The organism is Candidatus Tisiphia endosymbiont of Parasteatoda lunata, assembly GCF_964030955.1.
In the GTDB taxonomy this organism is placed as follows: Bacteria; Pseudomonadota; Alphaproteobacteria; order Rickettsiales; family Rickettsiaceae; genus Tisiphia.
Genome location: NZ_OZ035003.1, coordinates 1,827,845 through 1,849,171, shown reverse-complemented (window position 1 = coordinate 1,849,171; position 21,327 = coordinate 1,827,845). Strand labels below are relative to the sequence as shown.

At 32.6% G+C, this 21,327-nt stretch carries 24 protein-coding genes and 6 pseudogenes; 15 read left to right on the top strand and 15 right to left on the bottom strand.

The features are described from left to right. Nucleotides 1–85: 85 nt before the first annotated feature. The 4 genes and pseudogenes from AAHN00_RS11675 to AAHN00_RS11660 form a co-directional block, all read right to left on the bottom strand. Nucleotides 86–1,282 carry a hypothetical protein gene (locus tag AAHN00_RS11675; RefSeq protein WP_342271349.1) on the bottom strand — a complete coding sequence of 399 codons (1,197 nt, stop codon included), beginning with the start codon at nt 1,280–1,282 and terminating at the stop codon, nt 86–88. 386 nt (nt 1,283–1,668) lie between these two features. Then, a complete protein-coding gene (locus AAHN00_RS11670; protein ID WP_342271348.1) occupies nt 1,669–2,067 on the bottom strand; it encodes a hypothetical protein in 399 nt (132 codons plus the stop codon). A 646-nt stretch (nt 2,068–2,713) separates the two neighbouring features. Further along, entirely contained in the window at nt 2,714–3,637 is a 924-nt protein-coding gene (locus AAHN00_RS11665; RefSeq protein WP_342271347.1) for an Rpn family recombination-promoting nuclease/putative transposase, read from the bottom strand. Nucleotides 3,638–3,664: 27 nt separating this feature from the next. After that, a pseudogene (locus AAHN00_RS11660) lies at nt 3,665–4,227 on the bottom strand (recombinase family protein). A gap of 114 nt (nt 4,228–4,341) precedes the next feature. On the opposite strand from AAHN00_RS11660, the gene AAHN00_RS11655 reads away from it, so the two are divergent. From AAHN00_RS11655 to AAHN00_RS11625, 7 genes are all read left to right on the top strand, one after another. Then, on the top strand, nt 4,342–4,692 hold the full coding sequence (locus tag AAHN00_RS11655) for a hypothetical protein (RefSeq protein ID WP_342271346.1): 351 nt from the start codon (nt 4,342–4,344) through the stop codon (nt 4,690–4,692). A gap of 131 nt (nt 4,693–4,823) precedes the next feature. Next, nucleotides 4,824–4,991, top strand: coding sequence for a hypothetical protein (locus AAHN00_RS11650; RefSeq protein WP_342271345.1), 168 nt, complete (start codon nt 4,824–4,826; stop codon nt 4,989–4,991). Nucleotides 4,992–5,048: 57 nt separating this feature from the next. Next, nucleotides 5,049–5,282, top strand: coding sequence for a hypothetical protein (locus tag AAHN00_RS11645; protein WP_250310741.1), 234 nt, complete (start codon nt 5,049–5,051; stop codon nt 5,280–5,282). A 215-nt stretch (nt 5,283–5,497) separates the two neighbouring features. Continuing rightward, nucleotides 5,498–5,797 carry a hypothetical protein gene (locus AAHN00_RS11640; RefSeq protein ID WP_342271344.1) on the top strand — a complete coding sequence of 100 codons (300 nt, stop codon included), beginning with the start codon at nt 5,498–5,500 and terminating at the stop codon, nt 5,795–5,797. 34 nt (nt 5,798–5,831) lie between these two features. Beyond that, complete coding sequence (locus tag AAHN00_RS11635; protein WP_342270912.1) at nt 5,832–7,016, top strand: IS3 family transposase; 1,185 nt, start codon at nt 5,832–5,834, stop codon at nt 7,014–7,016. A 12-nt stretch (nt 7,017–7,028) separates the two neighbouring features. After that, nucleotides 7,029–7,202 carry a hypothetical protein gene (locus AAHN00_RS11630; RefSeq protein ID WP_342271343.1) on the top strand — a complete coding sequence of 58 codons (174 nt, stop codon included), beginning with the start codon at nt 7,029–7,031 and terminating at the stop codon, nt 7,200–7,202. A gap of 28 nt (nt 7,203–7,230) precedes the next feature. Then, nucleotides 7,231–8,013, top strand: coding sequence for an IS66 family transposase (locus AAHN00_RS11625; RefSeq protein WP_342272557.1), 783 nt, complete (start codon nt 7,231–7,233; stop codon nt 8,011–8,013). Here AAHN00_RS11625 and tnpB (AAHN00_RS11620) read toward each other — a convergent pair. After that, on the bottom strand, nt 8,010–8,255 hold the full coding sequence (tnpB, locus tag AAHN00_RS11620; protein ID WP_342272666.1) for an IS66 family insertion sequence element accessory protein TnpB: 246 nt from the start codon (nt 8,253–8,255) through the stop codon (nt 8,010–8,012). The two genes, AAHN00_RS11625 and tnpB (AAHN00_RS11620), sit on opposite strands and share 4 nt — an antisense overlap. A gap of 32 nt (nt 8,256–8,287) precedes the next feature. Here tnpB (AAHN00_RS11620) and AAHN00_RS11615 point away from each other — a divergent pair, with 32 nt between their 5' ends. Continuing rightward, nucleotides 8,288–9,268, top strand: a complete 981-nt coding sequence (locus tag AAHN00_RS11615) for a transposase (protein WP_342271025.1) — start codon at nt 8,288–8,290, stop codon at nt 9,266–9,268. Here the strand turns inward: AAHN00_RS11615 and tnpB (AAHN00_RS11610) are convergent. Then, nucleotides 9,265–9,423 carry an IS66 family insertion sequence element accessory protein TnpB gene (tnpB, locus tag AAHN00_RS11610; protein WP_342271342.1) on the bottom strand — a complete coding sequence of 53 codons (159 nt, stop codon included), beginning with the start codon at nt 9,421–9,423 and terminating at the stop codon, nt 9,265–9,267. The genes AAHN00_RS11615 and tnpB (AAHN00_RS11610) overlap by 4 nt on opposite strands. Then, nucleotides 9,411–9,836: a hypothetical protein gene (locus AAHN00_RS11605; RefSeq protein ID WP_342271013.1), complete on the bottom strand. Its 426-nt coding sequence runs from the start codon at nt 9,834–9,836 to the stop codon at nt 9,411–9,413. Before AAHN00_RS11605 ends, tnpB (AAHN00_RS11610) begins: the two co-directional genes overlap by 13 nt. A 186-nt stretch (nt 9,837–10,022) precedes the next feature. On the opposite strand from AAHN00_RS11605, the pseudogene AAHN00_RS11600 reads away from it, so the two are divergent. Further along, nucleotides 10,023–10,480, top strand: a pseudogene (locus AAHN00_RS11600) (IS6 family transposase). A 229-nt stretch (nt 10,481–10,709) separates the two neighbouring features. On the opposite strand, the gene AAHN00_RS11595 reads toward AAHN00_RS11600, so the two are convergent. Next, on the bottom strand, nt 10,710–11,420 hold the full coding sequence (locus tag AAHN00_RS11595) for an IS982 family transposase (RefSeq protein ID WP_342272665.1): 711 nt from the start codon (nt 11,418–11,420) through the stop codon (nt 10,710–10,712). Nucleotides 11,421–11,712: 292 nt separating this feature from the next. On the opposite strand from AAHN00_RS11595, the gene AAHN00_RS11590 reads away from it, so the two are divergent. Beyond that, nucleotides 11,713–12,930 carry an IS256 family transposase gene (locus AAHN00_RS11590; RefSeq protein ID WP_342272664.1) on the top strand — a complete coding sequence of 406 codons (1,218 nt, stop codon included), beginning with the start codon at nt 11,713–11,715 and terminating at the stop codon, nt 12,928–12,930. A gap of 26 nt (nt 12,931–12,956) precedes the next feature. On the opposite strand, the gene AAHN00_RS11585 is transcribed toward AAHN00_RS11590, so the two are convergent. Both AAHN00_RS11585 and AAHN00_RS11580 read right to left on the bottom strand, forming a co-directional pair. Beyond that, on the bottom strand, nt 12,957–13,196 hold the full coding sequence (locus AAHN00_RS11585; protein WP_342271341.1) for a hypothetical protein: 240 nt from the start codon (nt 13,194–13,196) through the stop codon (nt 12,957–12,959). 94 nt (nt 13,197–13,290) lie between these two features. Then, nucleotides 13,291–13,584: pseudogene (locus tag AAHN00_RS11580) on the bottom strand (IS6 family transposase); the annotation flags it as partial. 251 nt (nt 13,585–13,835) lie between these two features. Here AAHN00_RS11580 and AAHN00_RS11575 point away from each other — a divergent pair. Further along, nucleotides 13,836–14,810 (top strand): Rpn family recombination-promoting nuclease/putative transposase, encoded by a 975-nt coding sequence (locus tag AAHN00_RS11575; RefSeq protein ID WP_342271340.1) that lies wholly within the window; start codon nt 13,836–13,838, stop codon nt 14,808–14,810. 140 nt (nt 14,811–14,950) lie between these two features. Here the strand turns inward: AAHN00_RS11575 and AAHN00_RS11570 are convergent. Together AAHN00_RS11570 and AAHN00_RS11565 are read right to left on the bottom strand one after the other, a co-directional pair. Beyond that, nucleotides 14,951–15,076, bottom strand: a pseudogene (locus AAHN00_RS11570) (Hsp20 family protein); the annotation flags it as partial. A gap of 107 nt (nt 15,077–15,183) precedes the next feature. Then, nucleotides 15,184–15,375, bottom strand: a complete 192-nt coding sequence (locus tag AAHN00_RS11565; RefSeq protein ID WP_342271339.1) for a hypothetical protein — start codon at nt 15,373–15,375, stop codon at nt 15,184–15,186. A 296-nt stretch (nt 15,376–15,671) separates the two neighbouring features. Between AAHN00_RS11565 and AAHN00_RS11560 the strand changes: the two genes are divergently transcribed. Next, nucleotides 15,672–16,553 (top strand): tyrosine-type recombinase/integrase, encoded by an 882-nt coding sequence (locus AAHN00_RS11560; protein ID WP_342271338.1) that lies wholly within the window; start codon nt 15,672–15,674, stop codon nt 16,551–16,553. A 250-nt stretch (nt 16,554–16,803) separates the two neighbouring features. Then, nucleotides 16,804–16,893: pseudogene (locus tag AAHN00_RS11555) on the top strand (IS6 family transposase); the annotation flags it as partial. 27 nt (nt 16,894–16,920) lie between these two features. Here the strand turns inward: AAHN00_RS11555 and AAHN00_RS11550 are convergent. After that, nucleotides 16,921–17,256, bottom strand: a pseudogene (locus AAHN00_RS11550) (transposase); the annotation flags it as partial. 145 nt (nt 17,257–17,401) lie between these two features. Beyond that, on the bottom strand, nt 17,402–18,382 hold the full coding sequence (locus AAHN00_RS11545) for a transposase (RefSeq protein WP_342271025.1): 981 nt from the start codon (nt 18,380–18,382) through the stop codon (nt 17,402–17,404). 80 nt (nt 18,383–18,462) lie between these two features. On the opposite strand from AAHN00_RS11545, the gene AAHN00_RS11540 reads away from it, so the two are divergent. After that, entirely contained in the window at nt 18,463–19,647 is a 1,185-nt protein-coding gene (locus tag AAHN00_RS11540) for an IS3 family transposase (RefSeq protein WP_342271337.1), read from the top strand. Between the two features lie 100 nt (nt 19,648–19,747). Further along, nucleotides 19,748–20,638: an IS982 family transposase gene (locus tag AAHN00_RS11535; protein WP_342270939.1), complete on the top strand. Its 891-nt coding sequence runs from the start codon at nt 19,748–19,750 to the stop codon at nt 20,636–20,638. On the opposite strand, the gene AAHN00_RS11530 is transcribed toward AAHN00_RS11535, so the two are convergent. Beyond that, the gene (locus AAHN00_RS11530) at nt 20,613–21,293 is read right to left on the bottom strand and encodes a transposase (RefSeq protein ID WP_342271336.1); all 681 of its coding nucleotides are present in this window, start codon (nt 21,291–21,293) and stop codon (nt 20,613–20,615) included. The two genes, AAHN00_RS11535 and AAHN00_RS11530, sit on opposite strands and share 26 nt — an antisense overlap. Nucleotides 21,294–21,327 lie beyond the last annotated feature (34 nt).

Below are 21,327 nucleotides of genomic sequence, written 5' to 3'. Positions count from 1 at the left end.
CTTCAGCTGGTTGTTATTGAGTCTTAACTGACTTCACAACTTACACAAACTTCCTGACAGACTCAAAAAAAGAATCTGACAGACTCTACATCGCTAAGTTTTCTGGATAGAGTTCACCTAACATATCTGAATAACGATTGGGATTTATTACTTCTTCATTCAATATTGCTGCCATAAAACTACCTGAGATATTTGAATCTAGTGATATTACTGAACTTCTACCATTATTATCCCAAAGTATCTCCTCTCTTAGCTCCACAGATCGCTCCATTGCTTCTAACTGACTACTTGAAAAAGTTGAACTTGCTAATGAAGCTCTACCATTATTATAGTATATAACAGTAGAATCTGAACTTGATACTGATGAAGCTCTACCATTATTATCCCAAAGTATCCCCTCTCTTAGCCCTACAGATCGCTCCATTGCTTCTAACTGACTACCAGTTACTGAAAAATTTGAAAGTGACCTACCATCATTATCATAGGCTATAATAGCAGTTCCTTCAAAATCTGAAAGTAGGATATTACTATTAGGTGCATATCTGAGTAGTGCAGTTAGTTTATCCACTCCTGGCACAAGAGGATATTGTGCTAAAAATTCTACTAAGCTATCTCTATGCTCTTGACAGTCCTGCCCACAATTTGCATGTCCGAGTATGAGTTTAGACAGATTTGGCATTTTTTCGATACTGTCTGTAATCTTTAAAAAATTTGTATGCAGATACTGATAAGCATTACTATTAAATGCTTCATGCAAATCAAGTATAGTAATATTAGGGTATGTATTACCTGGAAAAAGATCTAATGCGTCATCACTTAAAAAATAATTAATTTTTATATCCTTTAATGACGGTATTTTTAAAATTTCACTTAATGATTTTATATCATGGAATTTGTATTGAGATGCAGGAGTTATTTTCTTTAAATGAAATTTATTTAACGTTTTATTATTACATAATATCAGTTGTAATACATTCATACAGGCAGTACCAAAATTATCTAAGACAATACTTATTTCTTCTATCTGATTAAAAATCATGGGTCTTGTATTAATGTCATTTAAAATACCTACTAGTGTATTGCTTAAGATATTAGGCTGATTTTCATTACCTAGTATTTTTAGACTTTTTACTATAAACAATTCACATAATTTGTCCGCTTCCACCCCCGATAAATATTCCTCTCCAGCACTCCCAGTAATCACAATATTATTATCAGGAGAATATGAATAATAAACTCTATTCTTATCTTCTATCGGAGTCTTAATTACAAGAGTATTCATTTATCACAACCTATTCCTTTAACATATTTCACGGTGTTGGTATCTTATTTAATTTACTATAGAAGTCAAGACAAAGTATTAAAAGTATAAAGTTAAAAAAACCTATCAAAATTGGTATAACCACAAAAATCATTGCCTTAAGTTTTCTAGCAGATTCTTCCCGATCCAGTCAATTTTCTCTTTCTTCTTCTGTTTCAACTTGATCAGCAATATCTTTATCTAAATTATCTGCTAGCATTTTTTAACTTGAGTAAAAATTTCTACAACTGCTTTAAACTTAGCATAATATTGGCATATTACTAAACGTTTTATTTATAAAACTTATTTTTTAGGAAACGGTAATTTCCCTGTTAACAATTCTATAGCCAGCTCCATATCATCTTTTGCTAAAATGGTAACGATATATTCTCAAATTTCATACTCAAATGAAACCAATCTAAAATATAAGTTATTTTAGCACACAAAGGCTCCAGTGCCTTTGCTATATTCCAGCAATTTGCCGCCCCATCACATAATGCGGTAATATGTGTTTTTGGGCTTAAACCTTGTTTCAATGCTGCAATAATAGTGGAACTTATAATTTGTTTTTGACGATCATCCTTAATTGACGCTGCATAATTCTTACTTATAATATAATTCCTAGTATCTTGACTATTTGATTTTATAGATTCTGGTTTGTAAACTACAGCGACCATAGCCTCCATACTACGTTGATCCTCTGTTGTCTTTATATGTCCTCCATCTACATTTAATATTAGTTCAACAACATCTTCAGTAATGAGCATTTCCTTCTCATCAGCATTGATATCTTCAATAGCATTGCCAACTGATTCTGTAACTTGTTTAATACGATTATGATTATTAATTTGCCGTTCTTTACCAGAAAATAATTCAAATACTTTTTCTCCTTCTCTAAAACTATGTGTAGCACCTAGTGTAGCTTGTATTTTTTTAAATCACCAGAAATTACGCCCTGCAATAACGTGCGGACGGTAGAGTGCGTTTCATATCCGCAATTATGGCATTTAAATCTCTATATTACAATGTAATGATCAGTGAAAACATCGTGAAAAGTAGATTTATTTACACCAGTCTTATGCATTTTAATTTTACACTTAGGGCAAGTAACTTTTGTTAGTTTATGGATTAATTGAATATTTTCCTGCAAAACTATATCCTGTACTCCTTGAACTAAAGCAATTTGATTATCCAAACCTATGGAAAAATCTAGACAATTACTTGGTTCGTTAAGCTCGCCATTAAGTACTTCTACTCTTGAAATTGTTTTAGTGGGTTTCTTCTGATCATACTATTCATATATTATTCTATATCTTCTTGTTGTCATCCTATTACTCATAGTTGCTAATAATGACATTATAGTATCGCCTTTTATAACAATGTCAACTCACTATATTACACTTCCGAACTTATTTAAGATTTTAAAGATTCAATTTGCTCATTGGAGAGTCCAGTAGACTGAGAGATTATTTCAGTAGATATTCCAGCTTTCTTAAGGTTTTTTGCTACTTCAATATTTCGCTCAGCTTTCCCTTCAGCTTTACCTATTTTGATACCTTTAAACTCACCTTCTTCTATATATTTCTGTGCGATAGTTCTCATGATATTACCTGTCTCTTCTTCTGATAAATATTTGGCTAGTACTTGTTCTAGTTCTACCTGCCTTTCCTCAGGAAGCTTTGCATCAGTGTACCATAAAAACGATTTTATGTAAATATACCCCTTGTCCTTATCTATTACAATCTCTAACTTAAATGTTTCTAAAAACTTCTCCCATAATGCAACCATATCACGCTGATGAATGTGCTTCATCACATATTCCATCATCCCTAAATGTTTCTTCTGTACTATCTCATCATCCGACATCCTCTGTAAATCTACTAACTGATAATTTGAGGTCATTAATTCTTTAGCTCGTACAGGATCAACAAACAAATCCCATAAATTCATCGGAGCATTATACACTTCTCTGCCATTATACATTATCATACTGTAGATTAATGGTAGCTTATCTTTATTCTTCTTATGTCGTTCACACAGTAGTAGGGCATATCTCCATAAACGCAGTGCCATCCAATAATCAACTGTTGATTGATGGTCTAACAAAATGTAGATGAAGGCACTATCGTCACTTTTAGTTTTCACAGAGTACACTATATCACTAAATTTCTCTTGCAACGTTTCTTCAATATAACTTTCCTTTTCTATAGTGATCTTTGATAAATCTACCTTTTCTTTAAAATCACTTGGTAAATAATACTCTAAGAATTCTTTGGCAGCTATTTCATTGCTCATGATCCGCTTAAACAGCTTGTCATGCTTAAGTTTTTTTGTCATCTTGCTACTTACTTGTTAATCTATCATTTAACCAACATTTGTTCGCTCTTCTTTAAGTATTTTATAGACAGCAGCACGACTAATACTCATTTTCTTAGCTAAAACCGTGCCGCGAATACCTTGATCATGATATTGTAATAATTGCTTTCTATCAACCCTGCGTTTAGCTTCAAATTTTACGCCCTTAATTTTTGCTTCAAGTAGCCCCTCATTGGTATGCTCTAAAATCCGGTGACGTTCTGCTTCTGCTACCGCCGATAAAATGGTTACTACCATTTACCAGTTGCTCCTTCGGTGCTAATACCATCATCTAAGAAACGTACTCCTACTTTGATTTTATCAAAGTAATTAATCAGGCTGATCATATCTGCAGTATCCTTACCTAATCTATCCAGTTTAGTAATTAACACTGAATCACCTTCCTCAACTTTAACCATTAATAAGTTTAGTCCCTCCCTATCAAGATTACTACCAGTTAGTTTGTCAAAAAATATTCTTGATTCTTGCACTCCTGCTTTCTTAAGAGCTTGCTTTTGTATTTCTAATGATTGATCGGAAGTGGATACTCTAGCATAACCAAATAATCTCATATAATATTCTACTTATATATAACCTGAGTTTGACGTAAGAAAGAACATTTAAAAATTAAGAAGGGAGGGATTATAAAGTTCTCTAATAATAATGACAAAATTGGAGAATATATTATGATCCCTCTTACGGAGATTTTCTGCTTAATTGATGATTTTTGCAAGCATTTTGATACGGAGCGAAATAAATATATATTACCAAATCCTAACCGTAAGCGTAAAGTGGGCTGCAGTATAGGACTCTCAGAGATTATTACTATTGTATACTTGCAGCAAAACTGCGTAACACTATCTAATTTTTTTGCTAGTATGAATTTATTGTATAAATTTGGGTTTCTACTATGCAAATATCACCGATTAATCAAAACTTACGCTATGTTTTATGATAAGTGGCTTTGTACTGAGATATTATTAAAATTCTTTACTATGAAAAAATGGCTTTCAGCCAAGGTTTTTAGTCATACTTGAGATAACATAGCGTAAGTTTTGTAGTTAACCACTCTGCACTGCAAGTGCAGAGCTTAATATTACGGCATGAATGCCTCATGTATGTACTAACTTAAAAGTTAGAAACTATTTGTGTATGGCTCATTTAGAAAGTGTCACAACACAAAAAGAATATATCTGTGAAGTGTAAGATTTTGTTAAAAAATATCTGTATGATTCATTCTTATCTTTTCTTGATAAGATATTTAAAATTTATGTTGAAACGACGCACTGCAAGTGCGGGGTTTTTCTCCCAAAGTGGGACAATAAAAACTAGTTGAAAAAGTACCAGTTATATTATAACATTTGAAATATTAATAATAATGATAATTAATCAAATGAAAAAACCAAAAGTAGCGACCTTAAGTGCTGAAGAACGAGAAGAACTAATACAACATGTCAAGGAAAGTTCATTAACGGGAGATGAACAGCAAACGATAGTAGAACTTGTGAAATTTTGTAATGAGCTAATAGACAAGCTAGCATCATCAAATATCAGTATAAATAAGCTTAAGGAAATGCTGATTGGTTTTAAGGCAGATAACAAAAAAAAGATAGTTCAGATTCATTAAAAGAACCGCCAAGTGAATCTGATAACGGGAATGGTGGTAATGAAGAAGAGTGCGATAAGCCCAAAAAGATAGATCGTAGTAATTGGCAAGGTAAATATGGGTTTGATGATTATAAGGATGCGAATACCAGCTATTTAACTCCTGAGAATTTTTGTAGTGGTGATAGCTGTCCTCACTGTTGTAATGGCAAACTATATAATAGTGAAGCTAGAAAATTGCTACAATTTACAGGTAATGCTCCAATTACAGTCAACAGATATGTAAAGAAAACGCTACGTTGTAATGCTTGTGATTATATAGTTATGAACAATAAAAATATCAACAAATGGACAAATAGTAGCAGAAGTGCAATAGTGTTACAAAAGACCTATGGTACTCCTTTCTACCGTTTATCTAGGCTGCAAAGTTTAAGTGGTGTTCCTGTGGCATATAGCTCGCTCTGGCAACAATATTTAGATGTTTATAATGGACTGAAAAAATTAGACAAAGAAGCAGGTATTTTTGTTTCTCAATAAGTATAGAATAATAAATAAAATTAAAGAGAAACAAATGGGTAAAAAACAAATTAAAAATTTTAGTGCAGAAGCAAAAACTAAAATAGTATTAGAGATGTTAAAAGAAGAATCAACAATAGGTCAGTTATCGGTCAAATATGAAGTAACGGCTAAAACTATGCAAAACTGGAAACGACAATTTTTAGATAATGCGTCATTGGCATTTGAGCCAGCAAAAGCTGTTAGTGAGTACAAAGGGCAGATTAGTGAACTTAAGAATCAAAACGATGAACTTGCAAAAGCATTAGGTAAGGCTACAGTCGAGAGGGACTGGGCGGTGGGAAAGCTAAACAGCTTGGACTTATCAAATAAGAAAAGTCTTGTCGACCCCAAGCTGAGTACGTTAGCAAAGACAAGGCAATGTGAACTATTAAAGATAAGCAGATCTGGAGTATATTATAAAGCTAAAGTAATGAGCTTATATAATCTTGATATTTTAAATAGAATAGATGAAATATATACGGATAACCCTGAGTATGGTTATCGTTATATATACAAACAATTATTGGAAGACGGCTTTAATGTGGGCAGAGATAGGGTGCTTAAATATATGGGAATAATGGGTATAGAAGCTATTCATCCTCATAAAAAGCAATCTACTTCTGTGAAGGATGGTCAACATAAAATTTATAGCTATTTGCTTGAGCCGTACTGGCACAAATCAGGAACGAATAGAACTATTCATGTACCTTATGTTAATCAAGTGTGGAGTGGTGACATTACTTATATTAGAACTAACGGAGGATTTATGTATCTTGTGGCGATTATAGATTGGCATAGTAAGGCAATACTAAGTTATAAAGTATCTAATTCTATGGATGCATCACTTGTAACCGATGTATTAAAAGATGCACTGAATAAATACCCTGCACCACAAATATTCAATAGTGATCAGGGTAGTCAATATACTGGACATGAGCATACGGGAATTCTAAAAGAGAATAATATACAAATCTCAATGAACGGTAAGGGTAGAAGCATTGATAATATTGTGATTGAAAGATTTTTTAGAACTTTAAAATATAATTGTATATTTATAAATGATTTTAAAAATATCGCAGAACTTAAAGATGGTATTGATAAATACATGGATAAATATAACAATCAAAGATTCCATTCAAGTATTGGTTATAAAAAACCGATGAACGTGTATCTTGATTACTTACAAAATGCAGCTTAAAAATTATGTAAAATGGGAAACAAAATTAGTGAAAAATTTGTCTTGAAAAATCAGTCCAGTTTCGTTTGGCAAGAAGGTGGTGGAGCTGAAATTTACGGGGTATTATTGGAAATGGCTGCCGAATGTAGTTCACTGAACCTTGATGATACTAGAGCTAGGATTTTAGAAATTACGTACTCAAAATAAGAAAGGACGCAGCTGTTATACTACTACAATATGTGCTAAGACTGCAAATAATGAGGTGATAGTTTTATATTTTACCGGTAATAGGCATGGTGGAGAAAATATAGGTAACGTACTAAAGAATCGTAAGAATAGAACAGATTCTATCCAATTAATGACTGACGCAAGTAACAATAATAACCCGGTATTATCAGAAGCAGATCAAGAATTACTGGCAATAATAGTGATGATCAATTGTTTGTCACATGGTCAGAGAAAATTTACAGAGAATGAACTATATTACCCTGAAGAATGCGGATATTTTCTCAAACAAACACGAGGGATTTACCACAATGAACATCAATGTAAAGAGATGAGTCCTGAAGAAAAACTTGGGTATCATCAGGAACATAGCAGTAAATATATAGAAAACATATATAACAAAATAGACGAATTATTTAACGACAAGAAAGTTGAGCCTAATAGTAGGCTTGGACAAGCTATGAAATATTGGATAAATAATAAAGAAGGTTTGACCCAATTTTTAAAAATCCCAGTTAGCAATCTTGATAATAATTGGGCTGAGAGATCACTGCGTACCATTATTTTACAAAGGAAGAATTCATTATTCTTTAAAACAATCAATAGTGCTGAGATACATAGTGGTCTGTATAGTATAGTAAAGACTTGTAGTGAGAACGAGATCAATGCCTTTAAATATTTAAATTGGCTACAAGAGCAGAGTAGCAAAGCAAAGAAGCGTCCTGCGAATTATACGCCTTTTGCCTATGCAAGATATATGAATAATACGGAATTAATCGAGACAGCAGCTTAAACGACAGTAAGCCAATCATTAGAGAATTTGGCAGAACTAGGATCACCATTATGAATAAGAATGTGTAAGGTTCTATAACAAATTTGATAAGATGAATTATCAGATGGGAAAAGTTTTGCGGTAAATTTACCTTTGGATAGGCGTTTAGAGCATAGCCAAAAGCCTTGACCGTCAAAGGACAAAATTTTAATGGCAGTTCTGTTTTTATTATAGACAGGAGTTTCGCACTTAGCAAAAAATATGTTAATCTAGCAAGAAAGAGTTTTAGTTAAGCATGGCAAGATCAAAATGTAGCAAAGACTTATATAAATCATTTTTACAAGCAAGTAGCGTAAGATATAGTGGTAAAGCATTATCTGAAGTAAGTCCAATAAACCTATCTCATGATAGTGCAAGTCGATGGTTAAATAGTAAGGATTTCCGCCCTAGCGGGATCTACAGAGAAGTGTCAAAATATATTGATAGGGAAGCTTCTTGTTTATTAGTGGGAGATGACACGTTATTGTCAAAGCAATACAGTAAGAAAATTGAGCTTGTACATTATCAATATTCTGGAGCTGTACATGATGTTATACCTGGTATAGGGATGGTCAACTTACTGCATTACAATGCTAAAACTGATCAATCTACCCCTGTAGATTATAGAATATATGATAAAGAAACTGATGGAAAAACAAAGAATGAGCATTTTTGTGATATGCTTACTTTAGCTAAGGAAAGAGGGATCAATCCTGATGCAGTAGTAATGGATGCGTGGTATAGCGGTTTGGAGAATTTGAAACATATACGTAATTTAGGTTGGACATGGGTTAGTAACCTAAGAAAAAATAGAAAAGTTAATCATAATGTTAGCTTAGAAAGTTTAGAGATTCCTGATGAGGGACTAAAAATTCACCTACGTGGATACGGTTGGGTTACGGTATTTAAGTTTGTGGCAAAAAATGGTCGCATTGATTACATAACAACTAACTTAGAAAATCCAACACGTGAACAAATAGAGAAAATTGTTAAGGCACGGTGGTCTATAGAAGTTTATCATCGAGAATTAAAACAAACTTGTGGTATTGAACGCTGTCAGGCACGCACGGGTCGAGCTCAGAGAAATCATATTTGCCTTGCTGTATTTGCTTGGCTCGATATGAACAAAAGGAGGATAAATGAAAAAATTACTTTATATCAACAAACTTGGGAAGTTATAAAAACATCAATTCAGAACAACATTAGATGCCTTTTAGCTGATTCGCAATTTTGCTAACTGCGAAACTCCTGATAGAATAAAAACAAGGAACCATTAAGAGGGTCAGAAGAAAGTTTTTGTCTACAAACAGCGATTAAGCCATCGATACCCTTGCGAAAATCGATGGCAATAGTGGCAACAAAAATAACTGACGCCGGGGTTAGTTGCAGCATAAAAATGTCTGAATTATGGTTTTTGGTTCTAGTGTTTGGATAATAAGTTTGGTACCATTTGGTTTAATAATGTGACAAGTATAGTGATTTTGTTTGGGGGCAGCTACAGGATCGGTATCTATAGAATTTAATAGTTGAAATGGGAGAAAATTAATATTTTGTTGTAGAGCTTGATTTGAAGTTGAGACAGGAGAAGTTTTGAGGGTAGGCTCATGGGCTTTTTTAATTGAACTGATTGTTGCTTTATTAATATTAAGATGTTTAGCTATCTCTTGGTAAGAATAATGATGGAGTAATTGGTAAACTAATTCCTTTAGATGGTTTGGTATAGGATCAAACTTATTAGTTTTAGTTTGACGCCAGGCTTTAAATTGCTGAGCTACTTGCTCAATAGTAATTGATGGTATTTGCATAGTATGAAACCCAAATGTATAAAAAATTCATACTAGCAAAAACATTAGATAAAGTTATGCAGTTTTGCTGCAGGTATACTTACTATTATAGTAATGTTTCACTTGAGTCACTACCGTACCTTTAAAGATTTTTATTTATGCTGCCTATGCCAAAGTTATAGAAATTAAACAATCTCAACCTTCATCTTGCATCAAACTGAGGTTATATTATGGAGAGCTGTTGACTCTGAGGGGCATGAATTAGAAGTATTACTGCAGAAACGTCGTAACAAGAAATCAGCTATTCGCTTTTTATCAAGATTATTGTGTAATTATGAGCCCCAAGAGTAATTGTTACTGATAAGCTCAGGAGTTACATTAAACCAGTTAAGCTGATGTGTACTAAGACTGAGCATCGCACTCATAAAAGACTAAATAATCGTATTGAGAATGCTCATCAACCAACTCGGCGAAAAGAGAAGATATTGATTAAATTTAAGCATCCTAATTCAGCCCAATGTACATTATCACTGATGGGGAAAGTCAGAAATATATTTGCCGTAAATGTTGGAAGATATACTAAAACATCACCTGAGCAAAGAATTGCATTTGCATCCGCTAAATCCATTTGGGACGAAGCTACTCAAAGACTTCTTGATGCCTAAAATCTAAAAACATAACACTTTTTAAAACTAATTTACTTAACTTGACGGTGCCAGCTCTGCACTTGCAGTGCAGAGTGGTTAACTAGAATCTTTTTAGGGTGTCAAGAAAAAAATACCAAATTTGGTATTTTTAATTAAAAATATGAAATATGCTACTCAAGTACAAAAATTTTTAAAGAACAAATTAAAGCTTCATAAACTAGAAAGGAAAGAATTTGCTAAAGTAACCTCAGTTTGATGCAAGATGAAGGTTGAGATTGTTTAATTTTCCAAAAGCTACAGAAATTTTATTAGGTTTGAAAACATAGGCAAGTAGCCCAGCTAATACATTAGTTTGAAAATTCATAACAGATCTATGCCTTGTATGGTCTATATGAAAAAGGTTTTTCAATTGATCATTAATGGTTTCAATAATGTGCCTTTTATTTAAAAACTGCTTTTTAATAGGATCTATTATTCTTTTTTTCATATTACTTTTAATTTTTGTTATTAATTCTAAACCTTGATTAGCAAGGGATTGAGTGAGTTTTTTACTGATATACCCACGATCACCAAAAAGCCAGCCTTGTAATTTATCTACTAAATTTTCCACCACTGCTCTATCATCGACATTTCCAGGAGTTAAAGAAAAACTCATAATCTCTCCGCAACTGTTAATGACAATATGTAGCTTACAGCCAAAGAACCACCCAGTGGAAGTCTTACCTCTTTTTGCTATGTCTTTGAATACTTTATGTCTATTAATTCTTAAATTATGGCAAGCAGGAAGTTTAGTAGAGTCGATATAATATTGACCAGTTTGTTTTCCTGTTAGGCTTTTTAGCAGTAACACCATGGGCATGAAGCTCATTGGCATTAACTGAACAAAACGACTATAGCTCACAAGTTTTGGAAATTCCTGGCTCTGTACAAATAAGTGTGTAAATTTTTCAAAGGTTATATAAAAATATAATATAACAAAAGGAGAAATTATAATGCACCAAAAACAAAATGAAGCAATGAATCAAGCGATAGATTTATTAGTTAACCACTCTGCACTGCAAGTGCAGAGCTTAATATTACGGCATGAATGCCTAATGTATGTACTAACTTAAAAGTTAGAAACTATTTGTATATGGCTCATTTAGAAAGTGTCACAACACAAAAAGAATATATCTGTGAAGTGTAAGATTTTGTTAAAAAATATCTGTATGATTCATTCTTATCTTTTCTTGATAAGATATTTAAAATTTATGTTGAAACGACGCACTGCAAGTGCGGGGTTTTTCTCCCAAAGTGGGACAATAAATAATGATACAGATATATCAACATTACTTAAAGAGGATGGTTTATTAAAACAATTAACCAAACGGCTTGTAGAGAAGGCATTGCAGTCAGAGATGAATAATCATTTAGGATATGATAAATATTGTCATACTGATAGTGATAATGTTCGTAATGGTAGGAATGTAAAGAATCTAGTAACAAATAATGGAGTTGTAGAGATTGAGGTTCCAAGGGATAGAAGTAGTACATTTGAACCTGCATTAATTCCGAAGCGTCAAAGACGTATTGAAGGATTTGATGATAAAATAATATCATTATACGCTAAAGGAATGAGCTTATCTGATATTAAGATTCAAATGCAAGAATTGTATGGAGCTGACGTTAGCGAAAGTTTGATAAGTCAAATTACTGATGATGTAATTGAGGATGTCAAGATATGGCAAAGCCGACCATTGGATCGAGTATATGCTATAGTATTTTTTGACTGTTTAGTAGTAAAAGTACGTCAAGATAAACGAATTATCAATAAGTCTGTATATGTAGCATTAGGTATTGATTTATCTGGAAGGAAGGATATTTTAGGATTGTGGATCAGTGAAAATGAAGGAGCGAAATTTTGGCTTGGTAATTTTACTGAGATGAAGAACAGAGGTATGCAAGACATGCTTATTGCTTGCAGTGATAATTTAACCGGTATGTCTGAGGCAATAGAAGCAGTTTTTCCGAAAACCGAACATCAATTATGTATTGTACATCAGATTAGAAATAGTTTAAAATATGTATCATATAAAGACCGAAAAGAATTAGCGTCTGATTTAAAGCCTATATATACTGCTAGCACGGAGGAAGAAGCACATCTTGCTTTAGAATCTTTTGAAGCTAAATGGAGTAAACAGTATCCACAAATTGCTAAATCTTGGTATGTTCATTGGGAAAATTTAATGGTTTTTCTAGGATACCCTGAGGCGATAAGGAAAGTAATATACACAACTAATAGTGTAGAATCTGTCAATAGCCAATTACGTAAGGTTACTAAGAATAAACGGGTTTTTCCAAATGATAATGCTGTTTTTAAGACCTTATATTTGGCAATTGATTATATGACCAAGAAATGGGTTATGCCGATTCCAAACTGGAACGCAGCTATGGCTCACTTTTTGATAAAATTTGAAGGTAGAATTTAAGCCCTATGAAAAATTTACACACTTAATTAGAAAGGCTCAAATTCCTTTCTATAACTTTGGCATAGGCAGCATAAATAAAAATCTTTAAAGGTACGGTAGTGACTCAAGTGAAACATTACTATAATAGTAATAATCTCTGAGAGTCCTATACTGCAGCCCACTTTACGCTTACGGTTAGGATTTGGTAATATATATTTATTTCGCTCCGTATCAAAATGCTTGCAAAAATCATCAATTAAGGAGAAAATCTCCGTAAGAGGGATCATAATATATTCTCCAATTTTGTCATTATTATTAGAGAACTTTATAATCCCTCCCTTCTTAATTTTTAAATGTTCTTTCTTACGTCAAACTCAGGTTATATAAATAAACCCATTTACCGTTTAATTTAATATAAGTCTCATCCATTCTCCAACTACTACCAACTGGCTTCTTTCTTTTTCTAACCACCTGATCTATCAATGGTACAAATTTTATAACCCATCTTTGTAATGTAGAGTGATCAATTTTTGCTCCCCTTATACTCATCATTTCTTCCAAATCTCGATAACTTAAAGAAAATCGGCATTTCATATAGACAAATAACATTATTATTTCTGGTGAAGAACAAAATCCTTTGAAATATGATAATAATCTTGCAGTAATACGAAACATCTTAACATCTTTTTTAGATCATTATATCAATCTTTTTTCTATTGTCCAACATATGCGACAGAACCTTGTAATATAGTAGTATTAATAAGAAATATTAGACTTGTATATACTAATATAGTACATCTGTTTTTCTTAGAGAAGATTGTACCAGAATTACTATTAAAACAGGATACGCTTGTGTTAAACATAATATTTAGTAGTTTGTCTAGCTTTATGTTATAATAATTAACGAGTTCAATACATTACTATTTATGACCATTAGTAAATTTCTAGACCCTAAGAATGATGTTGCCTTTCGCCGTATATTCGGTTCGGAGAAGAATAAAGACATTCTGATTCATTTTATTAATGATGTATTGGAGCTTAAAGGCAGTGATAAAATCAAAGAAGTAACATTTTTACCTACTATTCAAGAACCAGAGATTGCTGCTAAGAAGCAGAGTATAGTTGATGTTTTGTGTAAAGATGAAAATGGAGTGCAGCTAATTATTGAAATGCAGGTATCTCCACAAGAAGGCTTTGAGAAGAGAGCACAGTATTATGCTGCTAAAGCCTATTCAAGGCAGTTAAATAAAGGCAAGAAGGAGGGAGCTAGGTATATAGATTTAAAGTCGGTAATATTTATTGCTATCAGTGATAATATTATTTTTAAAGATAAGGTGTTCTATAAATCTGATCATATTATTTTGGATAAAGATAGCTATTCTCATGATTTAAAGGATTTTTCTTTTACTTTTATAGAGTTACCAAAGTTTAAAATCACAGATATAAATTTACTAACTAACATAATCGAGAAATGGTGTTATTTTTTCAAACATGCAGATGAGACAAGTGAAGAAGACTTACGTAAACTAATAGGTTCTGACGAGGTTATAGAGCGGGCATATGAAGAATTAAACCAGTTTAATTGGACAGAAGAAGAATTGCTGACTTATGAACAAGAGACTAAACGTATTATGGATAATAAAGCGTCAGAAGCCTACTTGATAGAAACTGCTAAAGCTGAAGGCATCCAAATAGGTGAAACTAGGGGCATCCAAATAGGCGAAACTAGAGGTATCCAAATAGGTAAAGCTGAAGGTAAAGCTGAACAAAATATTGCAGTAGCAAAAAAAATGCTAGCCAAAGGTTCAGACCCTGCTTTTATTTCTACTATCACCGGTCTTGATGAAGATTTTATCCTCTCTCTTACCAATTCTAAAGCTACTCATAAATCTAAGCTATAAGTAGTAACTATCGCAAATATTATTAATCAGTGGAATTCATTTGGTAGATGTGTTTCTGTGAAAATGGGATAATTCTGTCTACAGTAAGACAATTCCTACCCTTCCGAACAATGCCTAGTACAATTCGATTTATCATGAGGCTAATTAATAGGTATTTCCTTAACATCAGCTTCTTGTGTTTCAATACGAGGTAATATGATTGTTAAGATGCCATTTTTTAAATTGGAAGAGATAGTTTTTTGATCGATGTCATTATTTAACCCTATAGGTCTATCAGCAACATAGCTGCTAAAAAGACCTATAGCGTATTATACGAACTTTGAAATTCTGTGAACGGCTTACTTATAGCATTTTGCCGGATTTGAGTTCATAATTAGTCACACATTATTAAGCAATTTTTTCTAGTTTTCAGATATTTTATTGTCCCACTTTGGGAGAAAAACCCCGCACTTGCAGTGCGTCGTTTCAACATAAATTTTAAATATCTTATCAAGAAAAGAAAAGATAAGATATTTTTTAACAAAATCTTACACTTCACAGATATATTCTTTTTGTGTTGTGACACTTTCTAAATGAGCCATACACAAATAGTTTCTAACTTTTAAGTTAGTACATACATGAGGCATTCATGCCGTAATATTAAGCTCTGCACTTGCAGTGCAGAGTGGTTAACTATCAATTCTCAACTTTTAAGTGAATTATTTTCGCATATTTTTTGCAATTATTCGTATCATTAGTACGTATAAGTCATATTATATGTACTATAATAAAAAAATTACTTGTATTATACGAAATAAACCCATATACTAACCCTATACCCTATTATTCGTATAATACAAACCTACCATGTTTGATACATTTTTGAATTCTTTCAAAGAAAAAATGATTTCGGAGGATATCAGTGATAATACCATAAGAAACTATGTTTCAGATATAAAAAGATTCTATAAATGGTATAGAGAAATAGATTTCACAGAGAATATAGAGCAAGTAACTTATTATCACTTGAATGCCTACAAAGATTATTTAGTCCATAATCAGCGTAGGAAAGTCTCTTCCATTAACAGAAACATTCAAAGCTTAAGAAATTTCTTTCAATTCATGAGCAGTCAGGAACATCTTAAGAAAAATCCATCTGAAAAAATAAAATTTTTGAGACGGATTAGAAGAATACAACCACAGGCACTAACCAAGAAGGATATTCATAAACTATTATCAGTAACTTCACACTTCTCGCATGGAACACAAAAGCGTAATTATGCTATTATACAATTGCTGCTGCAAACAGGGATTAGAGTCGGTGAGATAGTTAATCTGGAAATAAGAGATTTAACGCTATACGATAGATCAGGGGAAATAAGAATTGTTAATGCTAAAGGTGGGAAAGAAAGAACAATACCTTTAAATAATTATGCAAGAAAAGCTTTACGTAATTATCTTGGAGAAAAAAAATCAGATGAAAAGTTTAATGAAGCATTAGATAAAAGAAGAGCCGTATTTTTAAGCAAACAAAACAAGAAAATGACTGTCAGAGCTGTGCAAAAGATAGTTAGTAAATTAGCTAATAAAGCTGGTATAGAAAACCTGAGTCCCCACACTTTAAGACATACCTTTGCCATTAATTACTTAAGGTCAAACTCAAAGTGTTTAGTAGAACTAAGCACTCTGCTTGGGCATGAATCGCTTGATACTACTTCCATTTATACAGTAGCTTCCAAAGAAAGGTTAGCTAGTACAGCATAATCCCTTAAGCTATTGACAATGCATAAGTTACTGAATCAAAAAAATCGGCTCTGTACAAATAAGTGTGTAAATTTTTCAAAGGTTATATAAAAATATAATATAACAAAAGGAGAAATTATAATGCACCAAAAACAAAATGAAGCAATGAATCAAGCGATAGATTTATTAATAAATAATGATACAGAGGTTCTGTCGCATATGTTGGACAATAGAAAAAAGATTGATATAATGATCTAAAAAAGATGTTAAGATGTTTCGTATTACTGCAAGATTATTATCATATTTCAAAGGATTTTGTTCTTCACCAGAAATAATAATGTTATTTGTCTATATGAAATGCTGATTTTCTTTAACAGGAGTTTCGCAGTTAGCAAAATTGCGAATCAGCTAAAAGGCATCTAATGTTGTTCTGAATTGATGTTTTTATAACTTCCCAAGTTTGTTGATATAAAGTAATTTTTTCATTTATCCTCCTTTTGTTCATATCGAGCCAAGCAAATACGGCAAGGCAAATATGATTTCTCTGAGCTCGACCCGTGCGTGCCTGACAGCGTTCAATACCACAAGTTTGTTTTAATTCTCGATGATAAACTTCTATAGACCACCGTGCCTTAACAATTTTCTCTATTTGTTCACGTGTTGGATTTTCTAAGTTAGTTGTTATGTAATCAATGCGACCATTTTTTGCCACAAACTTAAATAACCTGAGTTTGACGTAAGAAAGAACATTTGAAAATTAAGAAGGGAGGGATTATAAAGTTTATAATGGACTGAAAAAATTAGACAAAGAAGCAGGTATTTTTGTTTCTCAATAAGTATAGAATAATAAATAAACAGGAGTTTCGCAGTTAGCAAAATTGCGAATCAGCTAAAAGGCATCTAATGTTGTTCTGAATTGATGTTTTTATAACTTCCCAAGTTTGTTGATATAAAGTAATTTTTTCATTTATCCTCCTTTTGTTCATATCGAGCCAAGCAAATACAGCAAGGCAAATATGATTTCTCTGAGCTCGACCCGTGCGTGCCTGACAGCGTTCAATACCACAAGTTTGTTTTAATTCTCGATGATAAACTTCTATAGACCACCGTGCCTTAACAATTTTCTCTATTTGTTCACGTGTTGGATTTTCTAAGTTAGTTGTTATGTAATCAATGCGACCATTTTTTGCCACAAACTTAAATACCGTAACCCAACCGTATCCACGTAGGTGAATTTTTAGTCCCTCATCAGGAATCTCTAAACTTTCTAAGCTAACATTATGATTAACTTTTCTATTTTTTCTTAGGTTACTAACCCATGTCCAACCTAAATTACGTATATGTTTCAAATTCTCCAAACCGCTATACCACGCATCCATTACTACTGCATCAGGATTGATCCCTCTTTCCTTAGCTAAAGTAAGCATATCACAAAAATGCTCATTCTTTGTTTTTCCATCAGTTTCTTTATCATATATTCTATAATCTACAGGGGTAGATTGATCAGTTTTAGCATTGTAATGCAGTAAGTTGACCATCCCTATACCAGGTATAACATCATGTACAGCTCCAGAATATTGATAATGTACAAGCTCAATTTTCTTACTGTATTGCTTTGACAATAACGTGTCATCTCCCACTAATAAACAAGAAGCTTCCCTATCAATATATTTTGACACTTCTCTGTAGATCCCGCTAGGGCGGAAATCCTTACTATTTAACCATCGACTTGCACTATCATGAGATAGGTTTATTGGACTTACTTCAGATAATGCTTTACCACTATATCTTACGCTACTTGCTTGTAAAAATGATTTATATAAGTCTTTGCTACATTTTGATCTTGCCATGCTTAACTAAAACTCTTTCTTGCTAGATTAACATATTTTTTGCTAAGTGCGAAACTCCTGATAAAATTAAAGAGAAACAAATGGGTAAAAAACAAATTAAAAATTTTAGTGCAGAAGCAAAAACTAAAATAGTATTAGAGATGTTAAAAGAAGAATCAACAATAGGTCAGTTATCGGTCAAATATGAAGTAACGGCTAAAACTATGCAAAACTGGAAACGACAATTTTTAGATAATGCGTCATTGGCATTTGAGTCAGCAAAAGCTGTTAGTGAGTACAAAGGGCAGATTAGTGAACTTAAGAATCAAAACGATGAACTTGCAAAAGCATTAGGTAAGGCTACAGTCGAGAGGGACTGGGCGGTGGGAAAGCTAAACAGCTTGGACTTATCAAATAAGAAAAGTCTTGTCGACCCCAAGCTGAGTACGTTAGCAAAGACAAGGCAATGTGAACTATTAAAGATAAGCAGATCTGGAGTATATTATAAAGCTAAAGTAATGAGCTTATATAATCTTGATATTTTAAATAGAATAGATGAAATATATACGGATAACCCTGAGTATGGTTATCGTTATATATACAAACAATTATTGGAAGACGGCTTTAATGTGGGCAGAGATAGGGTGCTTAAATATATGGGAATAATGGGTATAGAAGCTATTCATCCTCATAAAAAGCAATCTACTTCTGTGAAGGATGGTCAACATAAAATTTATAGCTATTTGCTTGAGCCGTACTGGCACAAATCAGGAACGAATAGAACTATTCATGTACCTTATGTTAATCAAGTGTGGAGTGGTGACATTACTTATATTAGAACTAACGGAGGATTTATGTATCTTGTGGCGATTATAGATTGGCATAGTAAGGCAATACTAAGTTATAAAGTATCTAATTCTATGGATGCATCACTTGTAACCGATGTATTAAAAGATGCACTGAATAAATACCCTGCACCACAAATATTCAATAGTGATCAGGGTAGTCAATATACTGGACATGAGCATACGGGAATTCTAAAAGAGAATAATATACAAATCTCAATGAACGGTAAGGGTAGAAGCATTGATAATATTGTGATTGAAAGATTTTTTAGAACTTTAAAATATAATTGTATATTTATAAATGATTTTAAAAATATCGCAGAACTTAAAGATGGTATTGATAAATACATGGATAAATATAACAATCAAAGATTCCATTCAAGTATTGGTTATAAAAAACCGATGAACGTGTATCTTGATTACTTACAAAATGCAGCTTAAAAATTATGTAAAATGGGAAACAAAATTAGTGAAAAATTTGTCTTGAAAAATCAGTCCAGTTTCGTTCTCTAATAATAATGACAAAATTGGAGAATATATTATGATCCCTCTTACGGAGATTTTCTGCTTAATTGATGATTTTTGCAAGCATTTTGATACGGAGCGAAATAAATATATATTACCAAATCCTAACCGTAAGCGTAAAGTGGGCTGCAGTATAGGACTCTCAGAGATTATTACTATTATAGTAATGTTTCACTTGAGTCACTACCGTACCTTTAAAGATTTTTATTTATGCTGCCTATGCCAAAGTTATAGAAAGGAATTTCCAAAACTTGTGAGCTATAGTCGTTTTGTTCAGTTAATGCCAATGAGCTTCATGCCCATGGTGTTACTGCTAAAAAGCCTAACAGGAAAACAAACTGGTCAATATTATATCGACTCTACTAAACTTCCTGCTTGCCATAATTTAAGAATTAATAGACATAAAGTATTCAAAGACATAGCAAAAAGAGGTAAGACTTCCACTGGGTGGTTCTTTGGCTGTAAGCTACATATTGTCATTAACAGTTGCGGAGAGATTATGAGTTTTTCTTTAACTCCTGGAAATGTCGATGATAGAGCAGTGGTGGAAAATTTAGTAGATAAATTACAAGGCTGGCTTTTTGGTGATCGTGGGTATATCAGTAAAAAACTCACTCAATCCCTTGCTAATCAAGGTTTAGAACTAATAACAAAAATTAAAAGTAATATGAAAGAAAGAATAATAGATCCTATTAAAAAGCAGTTTTTAAATAAAAGGCACATTATTGAAACCATTAATGATCAATTGAAAAACCTTTTTCATATAGACCATACAAGGCATAGATCTGTTATGAATTTTCAAACTAATGTATTAGCTGGGCTACTTGCCTATGTTTTCAAACCTAATAAAATTTCTGTAGCTTTTGGAAAATTAAACAATCTCAACCTTCATCTTGCATCAAACTGAGGTTAAATACCGTAACCCAACCGTATCCACGTAGGTGAATTTTTAGTCCCTCATCAGGAATCTCTAAACTTTCTAAGCTAACATTATGATTAACTTTTCTATTTTTTCTTAGGTTACTAACCCATGTCCAACCTAAATTACGTATATGTTTCAAATTCTCCAAACCGCTATACCACGCATCCATTACTACTGCATCAGGATTGATCCCTCTTTCCTTAGCTAAAGTAAGCATATCACAAAAATGCTCATTCTTTGTTTTTCCATCAGTTTCTTTATCATATATTCTATAATCTACAGGGGTAGATTGATCAGTTTTAGCATTGTAATGCAGTAAGTTGACCATCCCTATACCAGGTATAACATCATGTACAGCTCCAGAATATTGATAATGTACAAGCTCAATTTTCTTACTGTATTGCTTTGACAATAACGTGTCATCTCCCACTAATAAACAAGAAGCTTCCCTATCAATATATTTTGACACTTCTCTGTAGATCCCGCTAGGGCGGAAATCCTTACTATTTAACCATCGACTTGCACTATCATGAGATAGGTTTATTGGACTTACTTCAGATAATGCTTTACCACTATATCTTACGCTACTTGCTTGTAAAAATGATTTATATAAGTCTTTGCTACATTTTGATCTTGCCATGCTTAACTAAAACTCTTTCTTGCTAGATTAACAT

Bases quoted from the DNA above. Each gene is read 5' to 3' on its own strand.
- AAHN00_RS11675 (WP_342271349.1), bottom strand. From the start codon at position 1,282: ATGAATACTCTTGTAATTAAGACTCCGATAGAAGATAAGAATAGAGTT.
- AAHN00_RS11670 (WP_342271348.1), bottom strand. From the start codon at position 2,067: ATGCTCATTACTGAAGATGTTGTTGAACTAATATTAAATGTAGATGGA.
- AAHN00_RS11665 (WP_342271347.1), bottom strand. From the start codon at position 3,637: ATGACAAAAAAACTTAAGCATGACAAGCTGTTTAAGCGGATCATGAGC.
- AAHN00_RS11655 (WP_342271346.1), top strand. From the start codon at position 4,342: ATGATCCCTCTTACGGAGATTTTCTGCTTAATTGATGATTTTTGCAAG.
- AAHN00_RS11645 (WP_250310741.1), top strand. From the start codon at position 5,049: ATGAAAAAACCAAAAGTAGCGACCTTAAGTGCTGAAGAACGAGAAGAA.
- AAHN00_RS11635 (WP_342270912.1), top strand. From the start codon at position 5,832: ATGGGTAAAAAACAAATTAAAAATTTTAGTGCAGAAGCAAAAACTAAA.
- AAHN00_RS11630 (WP_342271343.1), top strand. From the start codon at position 7,029: ATGGGAAACAAAATTAGTGAAAAATTTGTCTTGAAAAATCAGTCCAGT.
- AAHN00_RS11615 (WP_342271025.1), top strand. From the start codon at position 8,288: ATGGCAAGATCAAAATGTAGCAAAGACTTATATAAATCATTTTTACAA.
- tnpB (WP_342271342.1), bottom strand. From the start codon at position 9,423: ATGCTGCAACTAACCCCGGCGTCAGTTATTTTTGTTGCCACTATTGCC.
- AAHN00_RS11605 (WP_342271013.1), bottom strand. From the start codon at position 9,836: ATGCAAATACCATCAATTACTATTGAGCAAGTAGCTCAGCAATTTAAA.
- AAHN00_RS11590 (WP_342272664.1), top strand. From the start codon at position 11,713: ATGTTGAAACGACGCACTGCAAGTGCGGGGTTTTTCTCCCAAAGTGGG.
- AAHN00_RS11585 (WP_342271341.1), bottom strand. From the start codon at position 13,196: ATGATCCCTCTTACGGAGATTTTCTCCTTAATTGATGATTTTTGCAAG.
- AAHN00_RS11575 (WP_342271340.1), top strand. From the start codon at position 13,836: ATGACCATTAGTAAATTTCTAGACCCTAAGAATGATGTTGCCTTTCGC.
- AAHN00_RS11545 (WP_342271025.1), bottom strand. From the start codon at position 18,382: ATGGCAAGATCAAAATGTAGCAAAGACTTATATAAATCATTTTTACAA.
- AAHN00_RS11540 (WP_342271337.1), top strand. From the start codon at position 18,463: ATGGGTAAAAAACAAATTAAAAATTTTAGTGCAGAAGCAAAAACTAAA.
- AAHN00_RS11535 (WP_342270939.1), top strand. From the start codon at position 19,748: ATGATCCCTCTTACGGAGATTTTCTGCTTAATTGATGATTTTTGCAAG.
- AAHN00_RS11530 (WP_342271336.1), bottom strand. From the start codon at position 21,293: ATGGCAAGATCAAAATGTAGCAAAGACTTATATAAATCATTTTTACAA.